At 33.8% G+C, this 22,072-nt stretch carries 16 protein-coding genes; 2 read left to right on the forward strand and 14 right to left on the reverse strand.

Features of this window, described 5'->3' with window-relative positions:
• The 7 genes from B2Y85_RS01670 to B2Y85_RS01700 form a co-directional block, all read right to left on the reverse strand.
• Complete coding sequence (locus B2Y85_RS01670) at nt 1-1,257, reverse strand: FlgD immunoglobulin-like domain containing protein (RefSeq protein ID WP_372518739.1); 1,257 nt, start codon at nt 1,255-1,257, stop codon at nt 1-3.
• Entirely contained in the window at nt 1,254-3,527 is a 2,274-nt protein-coding gene (locus B2Y85_RS01675) for a hypothetical protein (protein ID WP_372518740.1), read from the reverse strand. Before B2Y85_RS01675 ends, B2Y85_RS01670 begins: the two co-directional genes overlap by 4 nt.
• 26 nt (nt 3,528-3,553) lie before the next feature.
• Nucleotides 3,554-6,535 carry a serine/threonine-protein kinase gene (locus tag B2Y85_RS01680; RefSeq protein ID WP_372518741.1) on the reverse strand — a complete coding sequence of 994 codons (2,982 nt, stop codon included), beginning with the start codon at nt 6,533-6,535 and terminating at the stop codon, nt 3,554-3,556.
• 105 nt (nt 6,536-6,640) lie between these two features.
• Nucleotides 6,641-7,435 carry an SMC-Scp complex subunit ScpB gene (gene scpB, locus B2Y85_RS01685; protein ID WP_372518742.1) on the reverse strand — a complete coding sequence of 265 codons (795 nt, stop codon included), beginning with the start codon at nt 7,433-7,435 and terminating at the stop codon, nt 6,641-6,643.
• The gene (locus B2Y85_RS01690; RefSeq protein WP_372518743.1) at nt 7,425-8,291 is read right to left on the reverse strand and encodes a segregation and condensation protein A; all 867 of its coding nucleotides are present in this window, start codon (nt 8,289-8,291) and stop codon (nt 7,425-7,427) included. Before B2Y85_RS01690 ends, scpB begins: the two co-directional genes overlap by 11 nt.
• A 162-nt stretch (nt 8,292-8,453) precedes the next feature.
• A complete protein-coding gene (gene trpS, locus B2Y85_RS01695) occupies nt 8,454-9,434 on the reverse strand; it encodes a tryptophan--tRNA ligase (protein WP_372518744.1) in 981 nt (326 codons plus the stop codon).
• Nucleotides 9,435-9,447: 13 nt separating this feature from the next.
• Entirely contained in the window at nt 9,448-10,071 is a 624-nt protein-coding gene (locus B2Y85_RS01700) for a site-2 protease family protein (RefSeq protein WP_372518745.1), read from the reverse strand.
• A 208-nt stretch (nt 10,072-10,279) separates the two neighbouring features.
• Here B2Y85_RS01700 and B2Y85_RS01705 point away from each other — a divergent pair, with 208 nt between their 5' ends.
• Nucleotides 10,280-12,577 carry an AsmA family protein gene (locus B2Y85_RS01705; protein WP_372518746.1) on the forward strand — a complete coding sequence of 766 codons (2,298 nt, stop codon included), beginning with the start codon at nt 10,280-10,282 and terminating at the stop codon, nt 12,575-12,577.
• 60 nt (nt 12,578-12,637) lie between these two features.
• Entirely contained in the window at nt 12,638-13,822 is a 1,185-nt protein-coding gene (locus B2Y85_RS01710; protein ID WP_372518747.1) for a SurA N-terminal domain-containing protein, read from the forward strand.
• 79 nt (nt 13,823-13,901) lie between these two features.
• Here B2Y85_RS01710 and B2Y85_RS01715 read toward each other — a convergent pair whose 3' ends face one another.
• The 7 genes from B2Y85_RS01715 to rpsK form a co-directional block, all read right to left on the reverse strand.
• Nucleotides 13,902-14,258, reverse strand: a complete 357-nt coding sequence (locus tag B2Y85_RS01715; RefSeq protein WP_372518748.1) for a hypothetical protein — start codon at nt 14,256-14,258, stop codon at nt 13,902-13,904.
• A 74-nt stretch (nt 14,259-14,332) separates the two neighbouring features.
• On the reverse strand, nt 14,333-14,800 hold the full coding sequence (gene ybaK, locus B2Y85_RS01720) for a Cys-tRNA(Pro) deacylase (protein ID WP_372518749.1): 468 nt from the start codon (nt 14,798-14,800) through the stop codon (nt 14,333-14,335).
• 70 nt (nt 14,801-14,870) lie between these two features.
• A complete protein-coding gene (locus B2Y85_RS01725) occupies nt 14,871-19,445 on the reverse strand; it encodes an autotransporter domain-containing protein (RefSeq protein ID WP_372518750.1) in 4,575 nt (1,524 codons plus the stop codon).
• Nucleotides 19,446-19,607: 162 nt separating this feature from the next.
• Complete coding sequence (gene rplQ / locus B2Y85_RS01730; RefSeq protein WP_372518751.1) at nt 19,608-19,961, reverse strand: 50S ribosomal protein L17; 354 nt, start codon at nt 19,959-19,961, stop codon at nt 19,608-19,610.
• Entirely contained in the window at nt 19,961-20,929 is a 969-nt protein-coding gene (locus B2Y85_RS01735) for a DNA-directed RNA polymerase subunit alpha (protein WP_372518752.1), read from the reverse strand. Before B2Y85_RS01735 ends, rplQ begins: the two co-directional genes overlap by 1 nt.
• A 46-nt stretch (nt 20,930-20,975) precedes the next feature.
• The gene (gene rpsD, locus B2Y85_RS01740) at nt 20,976-21,599 is read right to left on the reverse strand and encodes a 30S ribosomal protein S4 (RefSeq protein WP_372518753.1); all 624 of its coding nucleotides are present in this window, start codon (nt 21,597-21,599) and stop codon (nt 20,976-20,978) included.
• Between the two features lie 48 nt (nt 21,600-21,647).
• The gene (gene rpsK, locus B2Y85_RS01745; RefSeq protein ID WP_372518754.1) at nt 21,648-22,040 is read right to left on the reverse strand and encodes a 30S ribosomal protein S11; all 393 of its coding nucleotides are present in this window, start codon (nt 22,038-22,040) and stop codon (nt 21,648-21,650) included.
• Between the last annotated feature and the right edge of the window lie 32 nt (nt 22,041-22,072).

Here is a 22,072-nt window from a genome sequence, read left to right on the forward strand (position 1 = left end):
TTATTTACCCACTATAGCTAATGCCGTATATCTTCTGTCACTTCCGGCAATTATTTCTACTATATAAGCACCTGTTGCAAGAGTTTCACCTGCATAATTTCTACCATCCCACTCTTCTTCATTTGTGCCTGCCGACCTTTGTTCACCATCAACCAACTTACATACAACTTTACCTGCTTTATCGTATAACCTGATAGTAACATTTGATGTTTTTGCTAATAAATATCTAATCTTAACTTTTTGTCTCTTAGGATTAAACGGTGACGGATAAGTCAAGATATCCGCAACTCCACCGGATAAAGTTTTAAATATTACATAATCTCTGTTTATGGTTGAAGAATCATTATTCTGAGATTTTATTACTAAGGTATATGTTGTGTTATTATCAAGTGTTTTGGGAACACTTTCAAGTTGACTAGCAATGTCCGAATGAACATATGATATTTTGCCCTTTTCTGTTTTATACAAGCCATAAGTATCACTACTACTACTTACAGTAGCGGTATAAACAACACTATCTTCAAAAGTCGTTTCATAGCCTTCATCTTCAACTTTTACCTCGCCTCTATACAAAGTAATCGTTGCTGAAGTTAAATCTATTGAATAATTTGTTGTTTCAATCGTCGGATCGATAGTTGCCAATCCTGTAAATTTATCCGGAGATGTAATTTCCACACCACTTGACAAACCTGAGAAAAGCCTTACAGTGTAAGCATCCGACCATCTCTTTGAACCATCTTTCAATTGTGCATAAACCATAAAAGAATTTATGGGGTTTCCTTTTGAAAAAGATACACTTTGTTCAAAATCAACAGTTCCATCATCATTGATAGAAAAATCAGGATAGTCATACTCCGGACTTGTAGTATAATCATTCCAATCAGCATTCTCTCCCTGCCAAAACCTATATCTTATTTTTGTTATTTCCCCACCATATTCAGGTTTTATATTAACTTTTAATGTAACATTGATATCTTCAAATGGATCACTGCCTGTATCATTTTTAAAAGTAATACTGGAACTTTGTGTAATGTAAAACACAGATGCAAATGCAGATTGGGAAGTTGTATCTGTTCCTTCCGTAGTAGCAAAAACTACCGGTTGACCGATAAAAGAATACGAATTCTTACCGGAATCAGTTTTAAAATTTGCACCATTTAATATGGTAACAAAATTTTTACCATCAGCACAATTGTAAGCCACTAAAAAGACAAACAACAACAAAAAAGATAATACAAATAATTTTTTATTTATCATTGTAAGTTCACCAAAACCAATATGGTCCCTTTTTGAGAATCTGAATTTTCAAGTGCTTTTCCTATAACCGTTCCTACTTTCGGATTGTCACCTGCTTTCTTTGCATACCCCGGTATCGAGGCGGATACAAGCAAATCTCCTCTTTTTATAGCTCCTCCTTCGTTACAAACTTTTGTTGGAACTTTACCGACCAAGGCCAACTTATATCCTTTTTCGTCTTGATTCATTAATACACCCGGTTCGGTAGAAATGACTCCCGCAACCATAGTGTCTTCGGCTACTTTTGTTTTTACTATTGCATTATCTTTTGCCGGGTCTATCGAAACCACATCACCCGGAACAAGTTTTTCGGTTGATTGATAAATTTCTGCAAGGTCTGCACCATTTATACGATTGTTATTAGATTTTTGTATATTATACCAACCTTGTTTTTCTACACCATTAACAGTTCTTTTTGCCCAAACTTTCGCAGTATCGTTTTGCGCCATTGCTCCTATATCTTCTCCACTGTCAATCTGTTGTGCATATGGTGCTGTAGTTACATTCACAGTATTACCAACTCTTTCTAATCCTGTACCCGGTGTAAATGAACCAGATACTAAAGTATCCAGTGCAACCTTTACACCTTGTCCAGAAATAGCTTCCGTACTTGTCGCAACATAACTATTTGTTACTGTTGGTATTGTCGGCTTATCACTCAAATCATTATAACTTCCGCTTGTTGCCACTTCTGCTAAATCTGGCTTATTGCTTATGTATGCTAAACTTTCAGTATTTGTTTCTGCCCAATTCGATTGTACTGGAGCTGCAGGTATTGTCGGCTTATCACTCAAATCATTATAACTTCCGCTTGTTGCCACTTCTGCTAAAGTCGTATTTTTAGTAACAGTTATTGTTCCATTTAATGCTGTTACACTATCTACTACATTTCCTTCTCCGGTTGTTATAACATTTGAAGATCCTAATGTGGCTTGTTTTCCGCTCAATGCCGTATATACTGCTCCGCTGGTTATAGGCTCACTTGAACCTGCTTCTGGGATAGTATTAAGTGCGGCTGTATCTAAGTGTATATAATAAGTATATTTTGGACCGAACCAAGAACTTTCTTGTCTAGAAGTTATTCTTATGTCATGACCTGCAGCAATATTTCCAGAAACACTCCCAAACGAGGTCGGCTCCCATTTATTTCCATTCCATGCTAGTACATCACCCTCTTGTACACTACCACTACTTATATTGGTCTTAAAAGCTATACTATATAAAGCATCTGTATTTGCCTTGCTATTATTTAATGCCGTATATGTGGCATTTATAACCGAATATATTGCACTGCTGTATACTACATTTGTTCCATCCGATGTAATCGCGCTGCTAACTTTCACTGTTCCATATTGATTTGCCGACGCCGAACTTATTGTTATTGCACCACTGCTTAACGACAAGCCGTAGTCTGAAGTCGGTACTGACACTACTCCCCAAGCGGAGTTTGTTGCTGCTGCTAAAGGTATATCTGAAGTAGTTGTGTTGTCCCCTTTGTGTATTGTTATTGTACTTCCGCTTACCGATAAATTTTTTATATAGTTAGTCGCTATTTCCTGACCAATATAATCATACTGTGCATATGTCGCTGTCTCTACATGTACTCCACTATTTACAGATATAACACCTTCTCCCGACACATCTAATCCTTTTCCTACTTTTACTATACCGAATGTATAAGTTGATGCTCTTATAAAGTCTCTAGGTATATGAGTACCATCACCCTTTGTTATCGTCATTGAAGTTTGATACACTTTTAAATCTTTTATATATGTATCTGCTATCATCTGATTTCTGGAATCGCCCTGTGCCCACGTGGATGATGAAGCATAGAAAGCATATGGACTGGAAGAAAAAGGGGTTTTACTTGATGTTACATTACCTGCTACAACCTCAAAATCCAACGGCTTACTGAAATCTACAGTTTTAACATCAATATTAGCAGTATATATACCATCAGAGTCAACATTTGCCGTTGTAGAACTAGTCTTTATTGGGGTTTCAGAATTTTTACCATATATTTTTAGCTTTATTTCTTGAGCACCTGCAGTTATCGGTCCACCGGAATCGGTAGTCAACTTTCCCTGCACATTTATGGTTTTAGGGACATTATCCGTAGGCGTCTTTGACAATACTATAGGCTCCCTCTCGTCACCCGCAAAGACTCCAACCGAACAGAACAACAAACTCAAAATTACAAAACTTTTTGTTAATAACAGTATTTTTTTCATTATACTATCTCCATACTACATTATTATTATTTTAAAGATTTTGCACAGTTTATACAAAATCTAAGTTTCTTTCCTGCAGGTGCGGTATTAACATAACCGCAGTTCAAACAAACAACAACCTGATTTTCCGTAGTAATATCTTCATCCGTTGTCGTTAATTTTTCTTCCTGTTTTTTCTTCTTTTCTTTCTTTGTTGCTACCGGTTTAGAAGTTTCTTTAGGAACAATCTTATCGTTAGTAGGAGCTATCTCGTCTGAAATATCGGAATTAGCATCGGTTTGTGTAGGCACATATGCATTCGTATTTATAGGAACTATTTCTTCTTCTTTAACTTCCGGTTCCATTATAACTTGCAATTCTGATTTTTTACCGGACAATACTTCAACAAATACTATTTGTTCTTTATATCCTTTTGCAATTACCTTAAATTCATATTTACCGGGCTTAAATGTTCCGTTATAAATACCTGATTTATCCGTTTTTCCTATCATCTTTTTATCGAGCCATACATAAGCTCCGGATAACGGATTTGCAGTTTTGCTGTCGGTAGCTTTTAATGCCAATGCAACTTTCAAATATTCCATTTCACCGACAACGGAACTCGTATTATTTATATCTACATTCGTTAATTTACAAGGTCTGTATTCGTTATCACCATGGAATGTTACATTGTAAACAGCCACAGGTAACGGAATTCTTATAGGTTTGGATGTAGAAATATCTTTTGTAATTTCCATATCTTTATTGGATATTGTAACTTTTGTTAAGAATGTATCTGTAGGACTATCTTTCGATTTTACTTTGAAAGAAATAATCTTATTCATTTTTACAAACAAATCTGTTTTTGAATCTTTGTTTACTTCAAAATCTTTCAAAGCTTCACCGTATTTTGCACTCGGATCCAAAAATCTTACCTTATAGTTACCTACTTTAAACAACGTGTTCAAAGGAGTATCTCCTCTGGGTTGACTTTCTCCCTGAACATGAACCATCATTCCTTTAGGTTCGGAATCTATTTTTACTTTCTTAAATAACGAACCTGTCACACTGAATATATTTTCACCTTCTATATTTTTAAGTTCGCAATTCCAGAATCTTCTGTCTACACCGGAGAACATTTCTTCTATAATGCTCTTGGTGAAATCAATATCGCATTGACCTTCCTTACCGCCGGAAGCGGAATCGTATCCCAAATTATCGAATCCGTCCAACGTAAGTTTTACGGTATGTGCTCCTGCCAAAAGTTGAGCCTTACAAGGTGTTACACCGAATTTATTTCCGTCTATATAAACACTTGCTCCTCTGGGCTCGGAATCAACATTCAACAAGAAATCGAACATTATTTCTATTTTTTCTTTTCTTACTTTTTTACCTTTATCGCTTTGTTCTATTTGAACAACTCTTTGAACAGGCTTAAATCCTTCCTTTATTGCGGTTACAATATAAGTTTTAGGAAGAACTTTTCTTACCGGTATAGGATTTGTGGAAGACACATTATTCAAAACAACGTCGCCTTCTTTAGTTTTCATACTTACAACAGCTCCGGCAGGAACCGTGGTTATAACTACATCCGGAGGATATAATCTTGAATATATACTCTTACCGAACGGTGTTATTTGCAATAAGAAAATATCTAAAAGCCCAAAAATCAAAAGAGCCAAAAGAATAGCTATTATTATTCTTATTAAACTCTTTTTCATTTCATCAAACTTATTGAACAACCAATCGCCCACTTCTTCGAAAACGGTTTTACCTTTTTCTTCTCCTTTTGGTTGTTGCGGTCTTTGGACATTGTTAACTTGCCCTTGAGCTTGTGCGGCAGAAAGTCTTTGAGTTAAAACTTTACCTGTTCCGCCTTGAGAGGCTGCACCCATTGCTGCAGCACCTACGGCAGCTCCTCCAACGGCAGCTGCTCCGAGATTTTTTGTTTGACCTACTATAAAATCCTGACAGGTAATTTTTCTTATACCTTGAGTTTGACCTACATCCTGAACCGTTAAAGTTTTTACTTTTTCTATAAGTTTTTCGGAATTAGCAACGGACTCTCTCATCATTTTCAATATAAATTCGGACAGTTCAACCGAAAGTTCGTCGGTTTCGACACCTTTCAAAACTCTCCTTATATCTCTGTACATTTCAATGGCTCTTTCGTATCTGTTATCTCTGTCTTTTTCCAAAGCTTTTGCAATAATATCGCCTATTTCCGCAGGAACACTTGCATCTAATTTTAAATCTGCGGGATTGAATTTTTTATTTAAAACTTGTTCTTTTATTTCTTCGTTGGTACCTTGATACAATTTTTGTCCGGTTAACATTTCGGAATACAATATCGCAACCGAAAAAATATCTGTTCTGTGATCTATATCGGGCAAACCTTGTATTTGTTCCGGAGACATGTAAGGATATTTTCCGGTAATAACTTTTTCCGGAATGGAATCTCTTATTTCATCGGCTGTTTTTGCAATACCGAAATCACTTAATTTTATATTTCCGTCAAAAGATAACAAAACATTTCCGGGAGAAATATCTCTGTAAACTATTCCGTAAGCATTACCCGTGATAGAGTCTCTTGCGATTCTGTTGGCATAATCTATAGCTTTTAAAACACTCATACAGATAAACGTAGATAATTGCCACGGAATTTTTGTGTTCATCTCGTTACATTTTTGAATCAAATTCTCTAAGTCGGTTCCTCTGACATAATCGAGAACTACATAATATGAACCGTTGCTGCCTTGCCAAAAATGCTGAACTCTCACGATGTTATCGTGTATAATATTTTTGGCTATAAGCGCTTCTTTATAAAACATCTCTACAAATTTAGGCTGGGCATATTCGGGAAGGAGTTCTTTTATTGCGATAAAATTTCTTAAACTAAAATCGTATGCTTGCCAAACGATACCGAAACCGCCGACACCGATTTTCTTTACTGCAACGTACTGGTTATTTATAAAAAGACCTAATTGCAATTCGTTCCTATTGGGAACAGGTTGATTATTATCTGCCATCAAAATCCCCTTTTATAATATTTAACTGTAAATTGTACTAAACATTATAGTAAAAATTATAACATATAAATTTTATAAAAACAATATTTTTTTTATAAAACTTATTTATTTTTCAGTATTATTTTGTTCTTCAACCGAATTTTGAGTTTCAATATTATCAACATTTGTTTCACTGTTTTTATCAGAACTATTATCCGAACCGGACTCAACAACCGTATTTTCTTCGGTAACGGCAGATTGTTGCAAATCGTTATTTTCTGTATAGAAATTTTGATTTTCACTTGAATTTTCAACGGTATCGGAAGCGGGTTGTTCACTGTTTACCTGATTATCAAAAGGTAACTCTTGTATATTTTCTTTTTGATCCGGTAAAACATCTTTTGCTGCTTCAATAACGGGAAGTTCACTTAAATGACTTAAACCGAAATGTCTTAAAAATTCTTGGGTTGTCCCGTACAACAACGGTCTTCCCAAAGTTTCTTTTCTTCCAACGATTTTTATAAATTTTCTATCGGTTAAAGTATCTATAACACCGCCGGAATCCACACCTCTTACAGTATCTATTTCAGCTCTTGTTATAGGTTGCTTATATGCGATTATCGCAAGAACTTCCATTGCGGACGGTGAAAGTTTCAATATTGTTTTTTCTTTAAGAAGTTTTTTTATCCACGGAGAATATTCCGGTTTTGTGGCAAATGTCCAACCGTCGGCAACGAATTTAAGTTCGTATGCTCTGTTAAGTTGAACATATTCCTGCTGCATTTCTTGCATTATGTCTTCAAGTTTTACATTTTCGGGTAACTCTTCTTTTATAACAGCTTTTATTTCTCTGTTAAGTAACGGTTTATCAGAAACGAACAATAAAGATTCTATTACTTTTTTTAAATCACTAATTTCCATCTGTTACCCCTATATCTTTGTTTTGCGAATTTACGGATTCCGCTTCCAATTTGAAAGGAACTTCCTGCCGAACAACCGGTTCTTCTTGTTCCGGTATATTTTTTTCTATTTCCAAACTTAATTCATCTCTCGTTTCTTTTACAATACTTTCATTTTCTTCATCGTTGTATACTCTGTAAATTCTTATATCTTCAAACAGTTCCGATTGCTTTGCAACAACCTGTTTATTCTTTACCAATTCCAAAACCGCCATAAAACATACCACCATTGCCGATCTTGAAGTTTGAATTTTTGCTATTTCGCTGAATGTAAGATACTGCTTTCCCTCAAGAATATCGAGAATTTCCCTTATTTTTGTTTCTATGGGAATTTCTTTATACATTATTTCTCTTACTTCTTCGGGTAATGTTCTTAAAGCATTTTGAAAACTTTTTACCAAATCGTAAATTGTTGCATCTATTTCATATTCCTGTTCTGGAATTACGGGTTCCGGTCTGTAATATGTTTGAGAATATTCCTGTTCTTTGTTGGACAAAAGTTTAGAAACCTCTTTATATTTTTGATACTCGAGCAATCTTTCTTTTATTTTATCAAGTTCCGTATCGGCATCTTCTTTATCTTTTTCGTTATCGGGATGCAACATTTTTGCTTTTATCTGCATAAGAGTAGATGCCATAACCAAAAAATCACCGGCAGTATCAAGATCCAAATTTTGTATTGTATCAAGATATGCCAAATATTCGGTTGTTATTTCCGAAACTTGAATTTCCTGTATTTCAAGATCGGTCTTTCTAACCAAATGTAGAAGAAGATCCAACGGACCTTCGAAAGTGTCTAAATGTACATCATATTCCATTAAAAAATACTCCGTATTTTTATTGAACGGTTGAACAGTTTAACAGTTGAACGGTTTAATGTATTTTTTGCAGAGCAAAAAATATAATATTTAGGTTTTCCGAAAACCTTTCAACCTTTCAACCATTCACCCTTTCAACTGCCGTTTCTATACTTCTATACCTCACAAAATCTTTACTGCTTTTTTTACTTCCTGCATTGTTTTGTTTGCTTCAAATCTTGCTTTTTCTTTACCTTCAGCCAATATTTTTTCTATGTATGCTTTATCTTTTAAAAGTTCGTTTCTTTTTTCTGTTAACGGTTTTGAAAATTCGCACATCAAAGCCGTCAACTCTTTTTTACATTTTACACAACCTATACAACCTTGTTTACATTCCTGTTTTCTTGCTTCACTGTTTTTGTTAAAAAGTTCGTGGAAAGCAAACACCACGCAACCTTCGGGATGACCTTCATCTGTAGCTTTTATTCTTAAAGGATCCGTGTACATCGTTTTAACTTTTTTTGCGATTTCATCTTCGGTTTCAGCTATAAGAATAGAATTTCCGTAAGATTTCGACATTTTTCTTTTATCAAGTCCGGGAACTTTTGCAGCTTTTGTAAGTAATGCCTGCGGTTCCAACAAAACTTCACCGTAAAAATTATTAAATCTTCTTGCTATTTCTCTTGTCATTTCCAAATGTGCAAGTTGGTCTTCACCTACGGGAACATTCTGTGCTTTATATAATAAAATATCGGATGCCATAAGAACGGGATATCCCAAAAATCCGTAATTATTCAAATCTTTATTTTGAATTTCTTTTAATTGTTCTTTATATGTCGGGCATCTCTGCAACCAACCTAACGGTGTTATCATCGATAAAATCAAAAAAAGTTCCGCATGTTCTTTAACTTCCGACTGTCTGAAAATTACGGCTTTTTGAGGATCTATTCCAACGGTTAACCAGTCGATAACCATATCTATTGAATCATCTTTTATTTTTGATGTATCTGCATAGTTACTCGTCAATGCATGTAAATCTGCTACAGCATAAAAACATTCGAAATCCTGCTGAATCTTAATCCAATTTTGTAAAGCTCCGAAATAGTGACCTAAATGTAATCTTCCCGTCGGTCTCATTGCCGATAAAACTCTTTTATTTGTCATTATAAAATCCTTATTACATTGCTCCGCTTAGAAATTTTATTAAAAAATTTGCAGCGGGACCAATTATTTTCCATAAAATATTTGTCATAAGTAATATCAATATTATCCAAAAGCCGTATCTTTCTATTTTTGCATATTTTTGTGCCAAATCTCTCGGCAACAAAAACAATACAACTCTTGAACCGTCCAACGGCGGAACAGGTATTAAATTGAATATCATAAGAACAATATTTATAACTATAACATATTGCATTATGATATAAACGGAAACCAATACGGAAACATCCGCACCGAAAGTTCTTATAAGAAACATTATTAAACCTGCAGACACCGCAAGTAAAAAGTTTGCCGTTACACCCGCCAAAGAAACAAAAATCATATCTCTTTTGGGATTTTTTAAGTTGTACATATTAACAGGAACAGGTTTTGCCCAACCGAAAGCGGGAGCACCTATCAACAACAAAACCGCCGGAAGTATTATTGAACCGAATATGTCTATATGATATATAGGGTTCAAAGTCAGTCGCCCCATAAGCTTTGCCGTAGAGTCTCCCCTTTTATATGCGACAAAACCGTGTGCCACTTCATGAACTATTACAGAAAACAATAATACAACTACCGATATAACGTATTTCATTTTTCGCCTGATTTATCAATATAAAATATCAATAGATTTTATACTTTTTTATAGTCGGTTGTCAACAAAAATCGCAAAGCGATTTTTGAGGCATGGATACATGGAAGTATGGAGGTATAGAAATGACTTAACCGTGAATTGTTTAATTTTTATTTTTTTTTGTATAATCAAACTTTGAATATTTGTTTTTTATTTTTTGAGGTTTAAAATGAAAAAAATTAAGCTGTTGGCAAAAATTTTATTTTGTTTTTTAGTTCTTTTATCTTTACTTGTTGCGGGATTACATTTCGCACTTGTTTATTTTGCTCCGTTGGATTCCGTAAAAGCTAAAATTATAAACACAGTTCACGAACAAACTTTAGCGGATATAAAAATAGGTTCCATATCCGCAAGTATATTTGATTTTCATGTAAAAGATATAGAACTTAATATAGAAAATCAAAATATAGCAAAAATAGATTCTTTATATATACATTTTTCCCTTATCAAATTATTAAAAGGTCAGCTTAAAGTTAACAGAATAACAATCGAAAACATGGATATGCTTATAGTTAAAGATAAGCAAGGTAAGTTTAATTTTGATCCTATACTCGAATCACCGATGTTCAAAACCGACCCCGAGGAAGAGGCAAAGAAAGAAGAAGAAAAAAACAATAACAAGGAAGACGAAAAAACAAATCCGTTAGACCTTTTATTAAACAGCACGCAATTACAAAATTGCAATATAACATATATCGATGAACAATCCGGCATGACAATTGCATTATCCGAAACTTCTTTTGATATGAAAAGTTTTAAGTTCGATAACTTTTTTAAAATAGATTTTTTTACAGATGTTTATTTAAAAACCGCTGAAATGGAAATACAATCTTTGGATATCGCATTAAGTGCCAATGCAAGTTTAAATGAAATGGATTTAACAACGGCAGAAATACAAATTCTATCTTTTGTTTTAAGATTAAAAGATACCATTATCACTACAAAAGGTGTTATTTCCGATTTTACAAATCCTAAAGCAAACATATTGGTAAAAATTATAAATTTATGTTCGGAAAGTTTTTCCGAAATTGCGGATCTTCCCGAATTTAAAATACCTGAAATAAGAATTCAAACATTAACTAATGTAAACTTGGATAACAGTTTGGTTAAAATTGAAAAATTTGATGTTTCGGTTTTAGATTCCACAATAAATGCATCCGGAAACTTAAATTACGGAAAAGAACAACTTGAATACAACATAAATGTTATTATAAATTTTATACTCGATAAAATACATAATGTAACAAAATTAATAAATCCGTATAATCCTACGGGAACTATTAAAGCTAACCTTAATATAACACACACGGAATCGGTATTATCGGGAAATATTTCTTTGTTTGATATTTCCGCTTTCACCCCGCAACTCGGGAATTTTACGGAAATAAATTCGCAGGTAAATATCAATAGTATAAACGATATAAAAATTCCTTCTCTTACCGGAAAGTTGAACAAGTATCCGTTTAAAAGTTCCGCTTCTTATGTTATAGGAAAAGATAAAGGAACAATAACCGCAAACTTTACCGCAGACAGATTTTACGGAAAAATGGCTAAAGGTTACGAACAAGAAAAGAAAATCGAACAGGAAACAACGCAAAAAGATAATAAAACGGAAGGACAAAATAAAGTAAAAGAAGAATCTTCTTTACCACCATTGGATATTCTTGTTTCTGCAAATGTAAAGGATATGGATGTTCCTTATTTTATGGGAAAAAACATAGACTTTAAAATGAACATGAAAAAAGTAACTTCCGATATGAACAATGTTGTGGGCACATTAAGTTTAACAACCGATAACGGAACCATTAAAGATATTTATAAATTGACCGAAGCAAATACGGTTGTAAAAGTAATGTTTATGTCTTTAAAAATAGTAAGCGATGTAATAAATGCTTTAAATGTTTTGGAAATTTTAGGTAATATCGGAAGTGCACTTCTTTCTTCCGATAAAGAAGAAGAAAATATTACCGAAATGACCGAGGAGCATGCACAGGAACAAAGCAAAAAAATTGACGGAAAAATAGATTTTATGTCGTTTATAACTTCAATAAACTTTGAAGAAGGCAGAGGCCTTTTCGACAAATGTTCTTTCGTTTCAAATCTTTTATCTTTTAAAGTTACTGGAGAAATAAATTTCAGAGACGATTTACTAAAGATGACTGTAAATGCAGCACCCGGAAGACATGAAGATGACGGTATAATGCCTTTAACGATGAAAATCGGCGGAACGATGGAAGAACCGAGCGGTTCGTTAAGTTTATTGGGAAGTGTTACGACTCTTGTAGGAGATGCTTTAATGAAAAATGCGGTATCGGATACATTAAAGTCCGGTTTTACAAAATTGTTGGGCTTAAAAAAACATGATGAAAACGGTAACGAAATTATAGAATCGACAGATACAATAAATACAAATTCAATCGAAACTTCTACGGAAACGGAAACAACCGTAAACCAATCGGGTATTTAAATTTTAAATTTAGTTTTGTATAATTGTTGCTAAAAATAAAAAGGAAAGGTGTAAAAAATCATGAAAAAATTTGGCGGATTAGTATTGTTGTTTTTATGTTTGGTTATTACGGGTTGTACAAAGGAGCAAGTTCAAACTGCTGTTGCAACGGTAAACGGAGTGGAATTATCTTCCGTTGAATTCGATAACAATTTGGAAAGAGTTGTTAATGTAGTTAAAAATCAAAATCCTCAAGCTCTGCAACAACCTTTTGCAAGAGATATTTTAGGTAAAAGAGTTCTTCAGGATATGATAGTAAAAGAAGTATTTTTACAACAAGCAAAGAAATCGAATATCGAAGCAACACAAGAAGAAATAGACAGCATATTAACAAAAGTAAAAGAACAATTTAAATTTAATGCCGACGGTAAAGAATTAACTCCGGAAGAAAAAGATACCGCTCTTGACAATGCAATAAAAGAACAGGGAATAACAAAAGAGCAATATTTAGCTGCAATAGCTGACGATGTCATAATAGAAAAATACAGAAAAGGTCTTATATCTACAAACTTAAAACCTGTAAGTGACGAAGAAACAAAGACTTTCTTCGATAATGTTTCTGCTATTTACAACAACGACAAAAAGAAAATAGAAGAATTACAAAAAAATGAAGGAAGATATAACGAAGCCGATATCGTTGCACAGCAATTAAAAATTTCTCTTGCTCCTAAAGTACAATTTGACTTGATTTTGGTTTATGCGGATAACAACATGTCCAAAGAAGAATTGGCACAAAGAAAACAAATAGCAAACGCAATAAGAAAAGAAATTAAAGATAAATCAAACTTCGCAGATGTCGCAAATAAATATGCTCAACAACAGGATTCAAGAATTTATTCTTCAAAAATGAGTATGTATGAAGGTATGAAACCTGTAGAATTGTCATCAAAAGCTTTCAAATTGAATGTAGGCGAAGTAAGCAATGTTTTTGAGATATTTAGAGATAACGCAGAACCAAATGCAGCTCAAGGATACTTTATAATGAATATTATTGAAAAAGCTGCGGGACAAAAGTTTACCTATGCTTCTTTTGAACAACAATTAAAAGATTATATAAATCAAAAAAGAGCCGAAAGCATAGTTTCACAAGCTGTACAAACTCTTTTGAAAGAAGCTGATATAAAAATAATTAAAACTTTTAAAATGGATAAAGTTGCTCAAAGTTCACAACCGGCAAATCAAACAACAGAGCAACCTGCCGCTTAACAGAAACAGTTTATAAATAAGAAATAGCTCATATCTTTCCCGATATGAGCTATTTTTTCGTTTTTGCGAGTTTGAATTATTAACTGCCTATTGCCGCAGCCAAAACAGCTAAGCAAAGCCCCGTTCCTATACATTGCAGTGCAATATCGCTGCCGTTATTGTAAGAATAATAAACAACTTTATCGTGATGATGTTTGTGATGCGGTTTATGATGAGGTTTAACCTCTTTATAAACTTTTACTACTTTTACATCTTTCTTATGATGCTCTTTTTTATGGACATTTTTATGAGCAGAAACCTGTACTTTCTTTTCGATTTTAGGTTTATTATCCGGTTTGCTCGGTTTACTGCTATGGCCTGCAGCAAAGCTTGAAGTTGTAAGTCCGAACATTAACATTAAACTCAATAAAATTTTTGTAATTTTTAAATTTCTCATTTTGTCCTCCTTTGAAACTTTTTTCAAGTACACAATTAAGACAAAACAAAAAATAAAAAAGTTACAGTATTTTTTTACATTATGATATCAGCCAACTTAAATTCTATGGCTTTTTGAAGTTCTTTAACGGTGGTTTCTATCTGGTAACCTATCTTTCCCGCACTGAAAATAATTACGGGATTATTTTGTGCGGATATATCTATTACGGTAGTAAAAAACTTTTTCATACCGAGCGGAGAACATCCGCCGTGCACATATCCTGTTAAATTAAACAAATCTTTTTGTTTAAGCATTTCTACCGATTTTTCTCCTACGGATAATGCCGCTTTTTTTAAATCGAGCTCTTTTGCCACCGGAACTAAAAAAACATAATGATTTTTGGATTTTGCTACCGTTACAAGAGTTTTAAAAACATATGCCGGATTTTGATTCAACGATTGTGCGACTTCTATACCGCTTATTGCTTTGGAACTGTCGTAAGAATAAGTTTTATATTCGGCATTATTTTTATCCAAAATTCTCATTGCATTTGTTTTTATCATATTTTTATCCATAACTTAAAATAAAAAGACCTATGATTTTTAGTCATAGGCCTTTTATATTTTTAAAGAATTACCATTTATAAGATGCTCCGATATTTCCGCCGAACTGCGATACGGCGCCGGCATCAACACTTAAATCAAGCGAAATATTAATATTTGAATTTATATCATATGCACATCCCAATCCGCCCGAGAAAGATGTACCGGAAAGTTTTGTACTTTCTATTTCAAATTCATAATCGGGAGCATTTATAAAACTACCTTTTGTCGTGAATTTATCTCCCGACAAAATTTGTTTAATTGCCGTTGATACATACCAATTAAACGGTGAAACGGCTCTGCTTTGTAAGCCGACACCTACTCTTGCTTCAGCCTTGGAATATGTATCTTTATTTATTTTTAATCTCTGTTCCGTATTACCGTCTTCTTCAATATCTCCGTTGGAAACTACGGCACAATTTGCACCGACAATAGGTCTTATGGATACTCTGTCATTGAAATCGTATTTATATCCGGCTTCAACATCAAAACTTATTGTATTTGTGGCATATTTGGATGTTATTTCCTGTTTATTAAATCTTAACTTTCTTGTTGTATCATAATCCTGCATAGAGTAACCTATTAAACCTTTAATATCTATATTATCGTTAATTTTGTAATCTCCGTATGCATTAATACCGGCATCAATAACATCCGCTTTGTCATCCATTTGTTTTAACTCACCTTGTCCGTAAAATCCCGCAATACCGAATACCAAATTATCTTCTTTAATTGTATCGTATCCGGCAAGTAAGCCATACATATTATTTTCGAATTTAGGATTTTCTTCGTTTTCGGCAACAGTAAAATTAGTTGTATAAACTTGTGCCCAAACTCTGTTAATATCTTCTCTTCTTTCGGAATAATCGTTTAATCTGTTATAAATAATACCTGCCTTGGAAAACATTGTACTTGCCATAAAAGAATTCGAATAGAAAATTCCGGACAAATCTTGAAGAGCATTAAGGAATGCCGCCTTATCTCCCGTATCTACGTAATTAGAATAATATTGGTTCAATGTAGACAAAACGGATTCCATGTTTCTTGATGCAACATCATCGGAAGCGATTTTGTTAAACAAATCAATCATTTCTTCCTGATTCTTTGTTACACCGGGAATATCATACATTGACCATTCTTGTGCTATCGCCAAGAAAATAGAATTTCCTATTAAAGCCGTACTTGCACTGAATTTAGGATTGCTTAAAATTATATCGAAAATTTTATTTGTAGTATTATCAAAATTATAACTTCCGGTAAATGTTATAAATTCAAATTCTTTCAATGTATTATCATATTCGCTGTCGTCGCCCATAAGATTAACATATAATGTCGAATTTGATTGAACCGTTATATCACCGGAAACTTCAAGAACATCTGTTGCGGTAACACCGTTTTGACTATCAACATCTATATACAATGAAGAGCCTGATCCAAAAGTAACATTTTTGGCTTTCATTTTTTCTCCGGTTTCCCCGTCGGAACCTATGTATACGCTTGAACCGTTTCTGACATTAACGGTTGCATTAAGATTTCCAAAACCTTTAAGTACGGAATTTCCTAAATTAATTGTTCCGGCATTAATAACGGAAGTATCTGTTGTTAAGTCTATCATAGCATCGCTGCAATCTATAACATCGGCATTTATGACGGAATTATTATTAATGATATTTCCCGAAATCATTCTTAAATCATCAAGATTCAATGTTGATGTTGATACCGATAAAGTACCACCGCTTGCCAACGATAAATTATTGGCAATCGTCGCATTGTTTACATCTTCAAAAGATAATAAAGCATTCTCTCCGAGAACGGAAATGGAATTGACTTCAATATCTGATTTTACAAGTAAATTTCCTCCCAACGACCTCAATTCACCCATTCTAAAAGTTCCTTCGGAATCTATTATCATGTCTCCGTTACCGTCTTTTGCCAATATACCTGCGGTAGAAGGGTCATAATCAATGGAATCTCCGGAAAATGTTAATGTATTTTCATTTTCAATAATCACACCCGTTCTAACATAAATGTCGTTTGTTAAATTTACATCCGCCGCTTCAACAACCAATCGTGAAAGATTTTCTTCATCTGTTCCTTCAAAACTGAGTTTTGTATCTCCGTCTATACTGTTATCATCATAAATTCCGATACCGCCGCCATCTAAAACGGTTATTTTCTTTTCATCGGCCGTAGATGCAAAATGAGATGTGCTGCTTATAGACAAAATTCCACCGTCTATAAGAGTTGTATTTGAAACTGTCATATCCGTATCTTCTATTCTAAATCTTCCGCCGTTTATATATAAGCTGTCCAATGCAAAATCCCCATTGCCTTCGGCAATCAAATCTCCGTCTCCGGATTTTACTATTGTTGTATCCGCACCCGATTGAAAATTAATTTTATCCATTTGTACAGTTGTTGTTGCATCGGTAACAAACTCTATATTTTTGGCAATATTTATACCGCCGTCCAAAATATCATTAGATAAAACGGCATCACTTTTTATATGAAATTTAGAGAAAGCTTCCGTAGATGTGGCCTCATTATAAAAATTTATAGCCGTTGCAGACGAGATATTTTTTTCGTTAAATATTATTAAATCTCCGTTAAATATATCTATATCATTATTTTTTATTCCGGAATTTTCTCTAAGTTCCAAGAAAGCCTGTTGACCATCCAAAGAAAAATAAGAATCCGAGTTTACACCTTTATCTAAAATAAATCCGCCTTCGGTAACGGTGAAAGAAGAAATGTTTATTTTTCTGTCTACACCTTCAATTCCGGATATTGTTGCATTACCAAGTCCGTTTTTAATAAATTCAGCTTCGTATCCGGGTCTTGCATCATAACGAACCAAGTCTCCCTGCAAATATAAATTCTGATTATCCGCAACATCTAAAATTGCACCGTTTTTAACATGTATATTGTTAGTTACAATTACATCACCGGCCGTTGTGTTACTGGATACACCGATTGAAGCATAGGTGGTAGAATCTCCTTTAACACCTCCGTCAAACAAAATATTTCCCGTTCCGATTGAATTTGATGTCGCAAGTAATAATCCGCCTTCGGTAATATATGTTCCCCTATCATATGTATTTTCTCCGGAAATAGTTACTAATCCCGATCCCAACTTCCTCAAATACATTTCACCTCTTAAAGAACCGGAATATTCTTTATCTTCATCTTCTTGTAACACAAGTTCAAAGAAAGCAGTTTCTTTTTCTATACAATCTTCTGTAATACCATTGGCAACCGTTATTGTTTCATCCGCTAAATTATCAACATTCGACACTAAATAATTAGATTCTCCTCCACCCAATTCTTTATTTCCGAAAGATATATAAAAATGTTTCATATCATTAGCTTCATCACTTGACAATTTTAACAATGAATTACGAACAAAAGCAAAACCCAAAGAATCTTTGCCTTCTTCGGCTTTTATTTGACCGGTAAGTTCTACCTGATCTCCGCCGGTAATTGATATACTTCCGTTTGAACTGAAAATAGTATTATTGAACTTATTTGTTTCTAACTCATTATTTTTAATTTGATTAATAACTTGCGAAGGATTTAGGGATATATTGGGAGAAGAAAGACCCAAAGAGCCTCCGTTAGCTATATATATATCAGCACTTCCTAAATTTTCCTGAAAGTTTGCTATAACCATACCTTCTTCTATAGACCAGCCCAAACCGCCGGAATTTGCACCTGTTAATCCCGTTCCGTCGGCAGAAGCTAACGACAACCATCCTGCACCTTTTTTTACAAAAGTTCCGCTACCGGATATATCACTATAATCTAAATAAACAACTCTTTTGGATATACCGGTTTCATCAGGACCTTCTCCTTCAACATTAAAAACAGCTCTATTGGAGTTGATTATGAAATTATTTGTCATATGAGCAATATTATTTTGATTATCCATTTGAACAAGATCTTGAACTTCCGTAATACTATCTCCCTCTTTAGCCTCGGGAAGGATATAATCTTCGCTTGTAACATCGGAAACATTTCTAAAAGTTAAAATTGTTTCGGCATCTCCGTCTTCAAAAACAATGTCGCCCGTAAACAAATAATCATCGACATTTCCTTCTGAAAAATTTGTTTCTCTATTGAAATAAAATCTTTCTTTCCCCTCATATACATGTAATCCGTTATTAAAGGATACAGATGAAATATTAATTGTTTCATCATCATATGGATCTTGCTTATATTGCAAAGAAACATCATACAGTTTAGTTACTAAATTATATTCATTTCTTATCGACAATTCACTGCCCGAGTTTAAAATTATTTTTCCTGCATTATTTATTGACAATGTCGCTAAATTTTCTTCATTGGCATAAATATATTCTTTTTCTCCTTCCCCCTCGCCTTTATACATATACTCCCAATCACTATTTAAAATAACTTTCGTTCCCGCTCCAATATTTACATTATCATATATTTGTGTATCGTCATACCAATCGTTAAAACCTTTAAAATCGAACTTTAAATTTTTACCCTCTTCGATTTCAAGATTATTATCTTCTGCAAAAACAAAACCCGTCGGAATACAAAAAAGACTCAAAACTAAAAAAACAATAAGTTTTTTTAAATTCATTAATCCTCCAAATTATTTATAAATATTTGCATAAAATTTATGTAAGTGTATAACGACATAATTATAGTATATTTTTTAATTTATTTCTATAACATTTTTATAAAAAAACAGGCACTCTACCGACAATGGTAAAGTGCCTGTTGTATTTTCGATTATTTTAAATTATATAACCAATTTAACTACTGCCATTTCCGCAGCATCGCCTCTTCTTAATCCGAGCTTAAATATCTGTGTGTATCCGCCGTTTCTTTCTTTGTATCTCGGAACCAAAACTTCAAACACTTTTTTAACAACTTCTTTATCCGTTATTTCGGAATGTAAAGCTTTCTTGGCATTCAAGTCTGCTGCTTTTGCTTTTGTTATAAGTTTTTCCGCATATCTTACAACTTCTTTTGCTCTTGGAACTGTTGTTGTAACTTTTTCGTGCAAGAACAAAGATGTTGTCATATTTCTCATCATAGCTCTTTTATGTGATGGTGTAACTGCTAATTTTCTTGTGTTATGATTTTTTATCATTATAATTGCTCCTTCAAAGACAAGCCGATTGCCGACAATTTTTCTTTAATTTCTTTCAATGAAGTTTTTCCGAACTTATCGAATTCCATCAAATCAACTTCGGAATAAGAAATAAGCTGTCCTATTGTTTCTATTTCTGCATTTTTTAAACTGTTTGAAGCTCTTGTTGTCAAATCCAATATACTGATTGGTTGAGCTTTCAATTCTTCGGTTTTATCTTCCTGTTTTGGTTGTTCTGCCGCTACAGCTTCTTGTTGTGCTTCGTCAGCAACGGAAGCTTCACCGGTGAAAATCGTAAGAGTATTTCTTAAAATTTTTGCAGATTCTATTAAAGCATCTTGTGGAGAAATAGAACCGTCTGTCCATATTTCCATAACGAGTCTGTCATAGTTTAAATCTTGACCTACTCTGGTGTTTTCAACCTGATAGTTTACTTTTGTTATAGGAGAAAATAAAGCATCCATAACAATCGTATTTGCTGCATATTTGTGTTCTTTTATAGATTCCGCTCTGACATATCCTCTGCCTTTAGAAACTTCCATTTCCATTTCCAAAGTTGTTCCGGCATCTATGTTGGCAATTTCCTGTTCGGGATTCATAATCTCTACGGAAGCATTTTTTTCTATATCCGCAGCCGTAACTTGTCCGCCTTTATTTACTTTTAAGTAAATTTTTTCAGGACCGTCGGAATTTAATTTAACTCTGATTTTTTTAAGATTAAGAACTATTTGTAAAGCATCTTCTCTAACGCCTTTAAGAACAGCATATTCGTGATCTGCACCTTTTATTGTAACAGAAGTTATAGCTGCACCTTCAATGCTTGAAAGCAATATTCTTCTTAAAGAGTTACCGATTGTATTACCGTAACCTCTGTCGAAAGGCTGAGCAATAAATCTTCCGAATGTTTTTGTAGCTGTTTTTTCTTCCAATTGTAATTTCTTTAATTTTTCTAAATCTGGCATTTTCATGCTATATTACTCCATTTTAACCCACTGTCTTTCAAGCGGTTATTTTTTATTTTGAATAGAATTCTACAATCAACTGACCGTTTATAGGATGTGAAAAATCTTCCTTTAAAGGTTCATTAACAACTTTGCCTTCAATAGCATTTTTATCAAATGTTAACCAACTCGGAACCGCTACCGGGTTTTCCATAAGTTTCTTCAAATTAACATTATCTTTATAACTTGCTTTAACCGTTATAACATCATCTTTTTTAACTTGGTATCTCGGAACATCTATCTTCTTTCCGTTAACACAAATTAATCCGTGCATAACCATTTGTCTTGCATTCTTTCTTGAATAAGAAAGACCTAATTTATAAACAACATTATCGAGTCTCATTTCAAGAAGTTTCAACAATGTATCGCTTGTAAGACCGGGCATTTTTTCTGCAACAACGAAATATCTCTTAAATTGTTGCTCGGTCAAACCGAATACTCTTCTTGCTTTCTGTTTTTCTCTCAAATGTTTTCCGTAATCCGAAATTTTACCTTTCTTTGCTCCGTGCTGTCCCGGTGCATTTTTACCTCTTTTTCTGTCTAATGCACACTTTGTAGAGCATCTTTCACCTTTTAAAAATAATTTTTCTCTTTCTGCCCTGCATTGTTTGCAGGCTGAACCAATATAACGAGCCATCTATTAAAATCCTCCGAATAATTTTTACCTTTTTATATTACAAAACTACTATACTCTTCTTGGCTTTGGCGGACGGCAACCATCATGAGGAACCGGTGTAACATCCTTAATTGCAGATATCATAAGGCCCGAAGATTGAAGTCCTCTGATTGCGGTTTCTCTTCCCGGCCCAGGACCGTTAACGAAAACTGAAACTTGTTTTACGCCGCAATCCATAGCTTTTTTACCTACTGCCGCTGCTGTCATTTGAGCCGCAAACGGAGTTCCTTTTTTTGCACCTTTAAATCCTGAACCTCCTGCTGATGCCCAAACCAATGTATTTCCTTTATCGTCGGTAATACTAACGATTGTATTGTTAAATGTTGACTGAATATATGCTCTTGCCATTCCGCCGGCAAATTTTATTTTTCTTTTTGATGAGCTAACTTTCTTTTCTGCCATTATCTTTAAGCCTCCAACTTATATTTGACACT

The sequence above is a fragment of the Candidatus Ruminimicrobiellum ovillum genome (genome assembly GCF_002392975.1).
Classification (GTDB): Bacteria; Elusimicrobiota; Endomicrobiia; order Endomicrobiales; family Endomicrobiaceae; genus Ruminimicrobiellum; species Ruminimicrobiellum ovillum.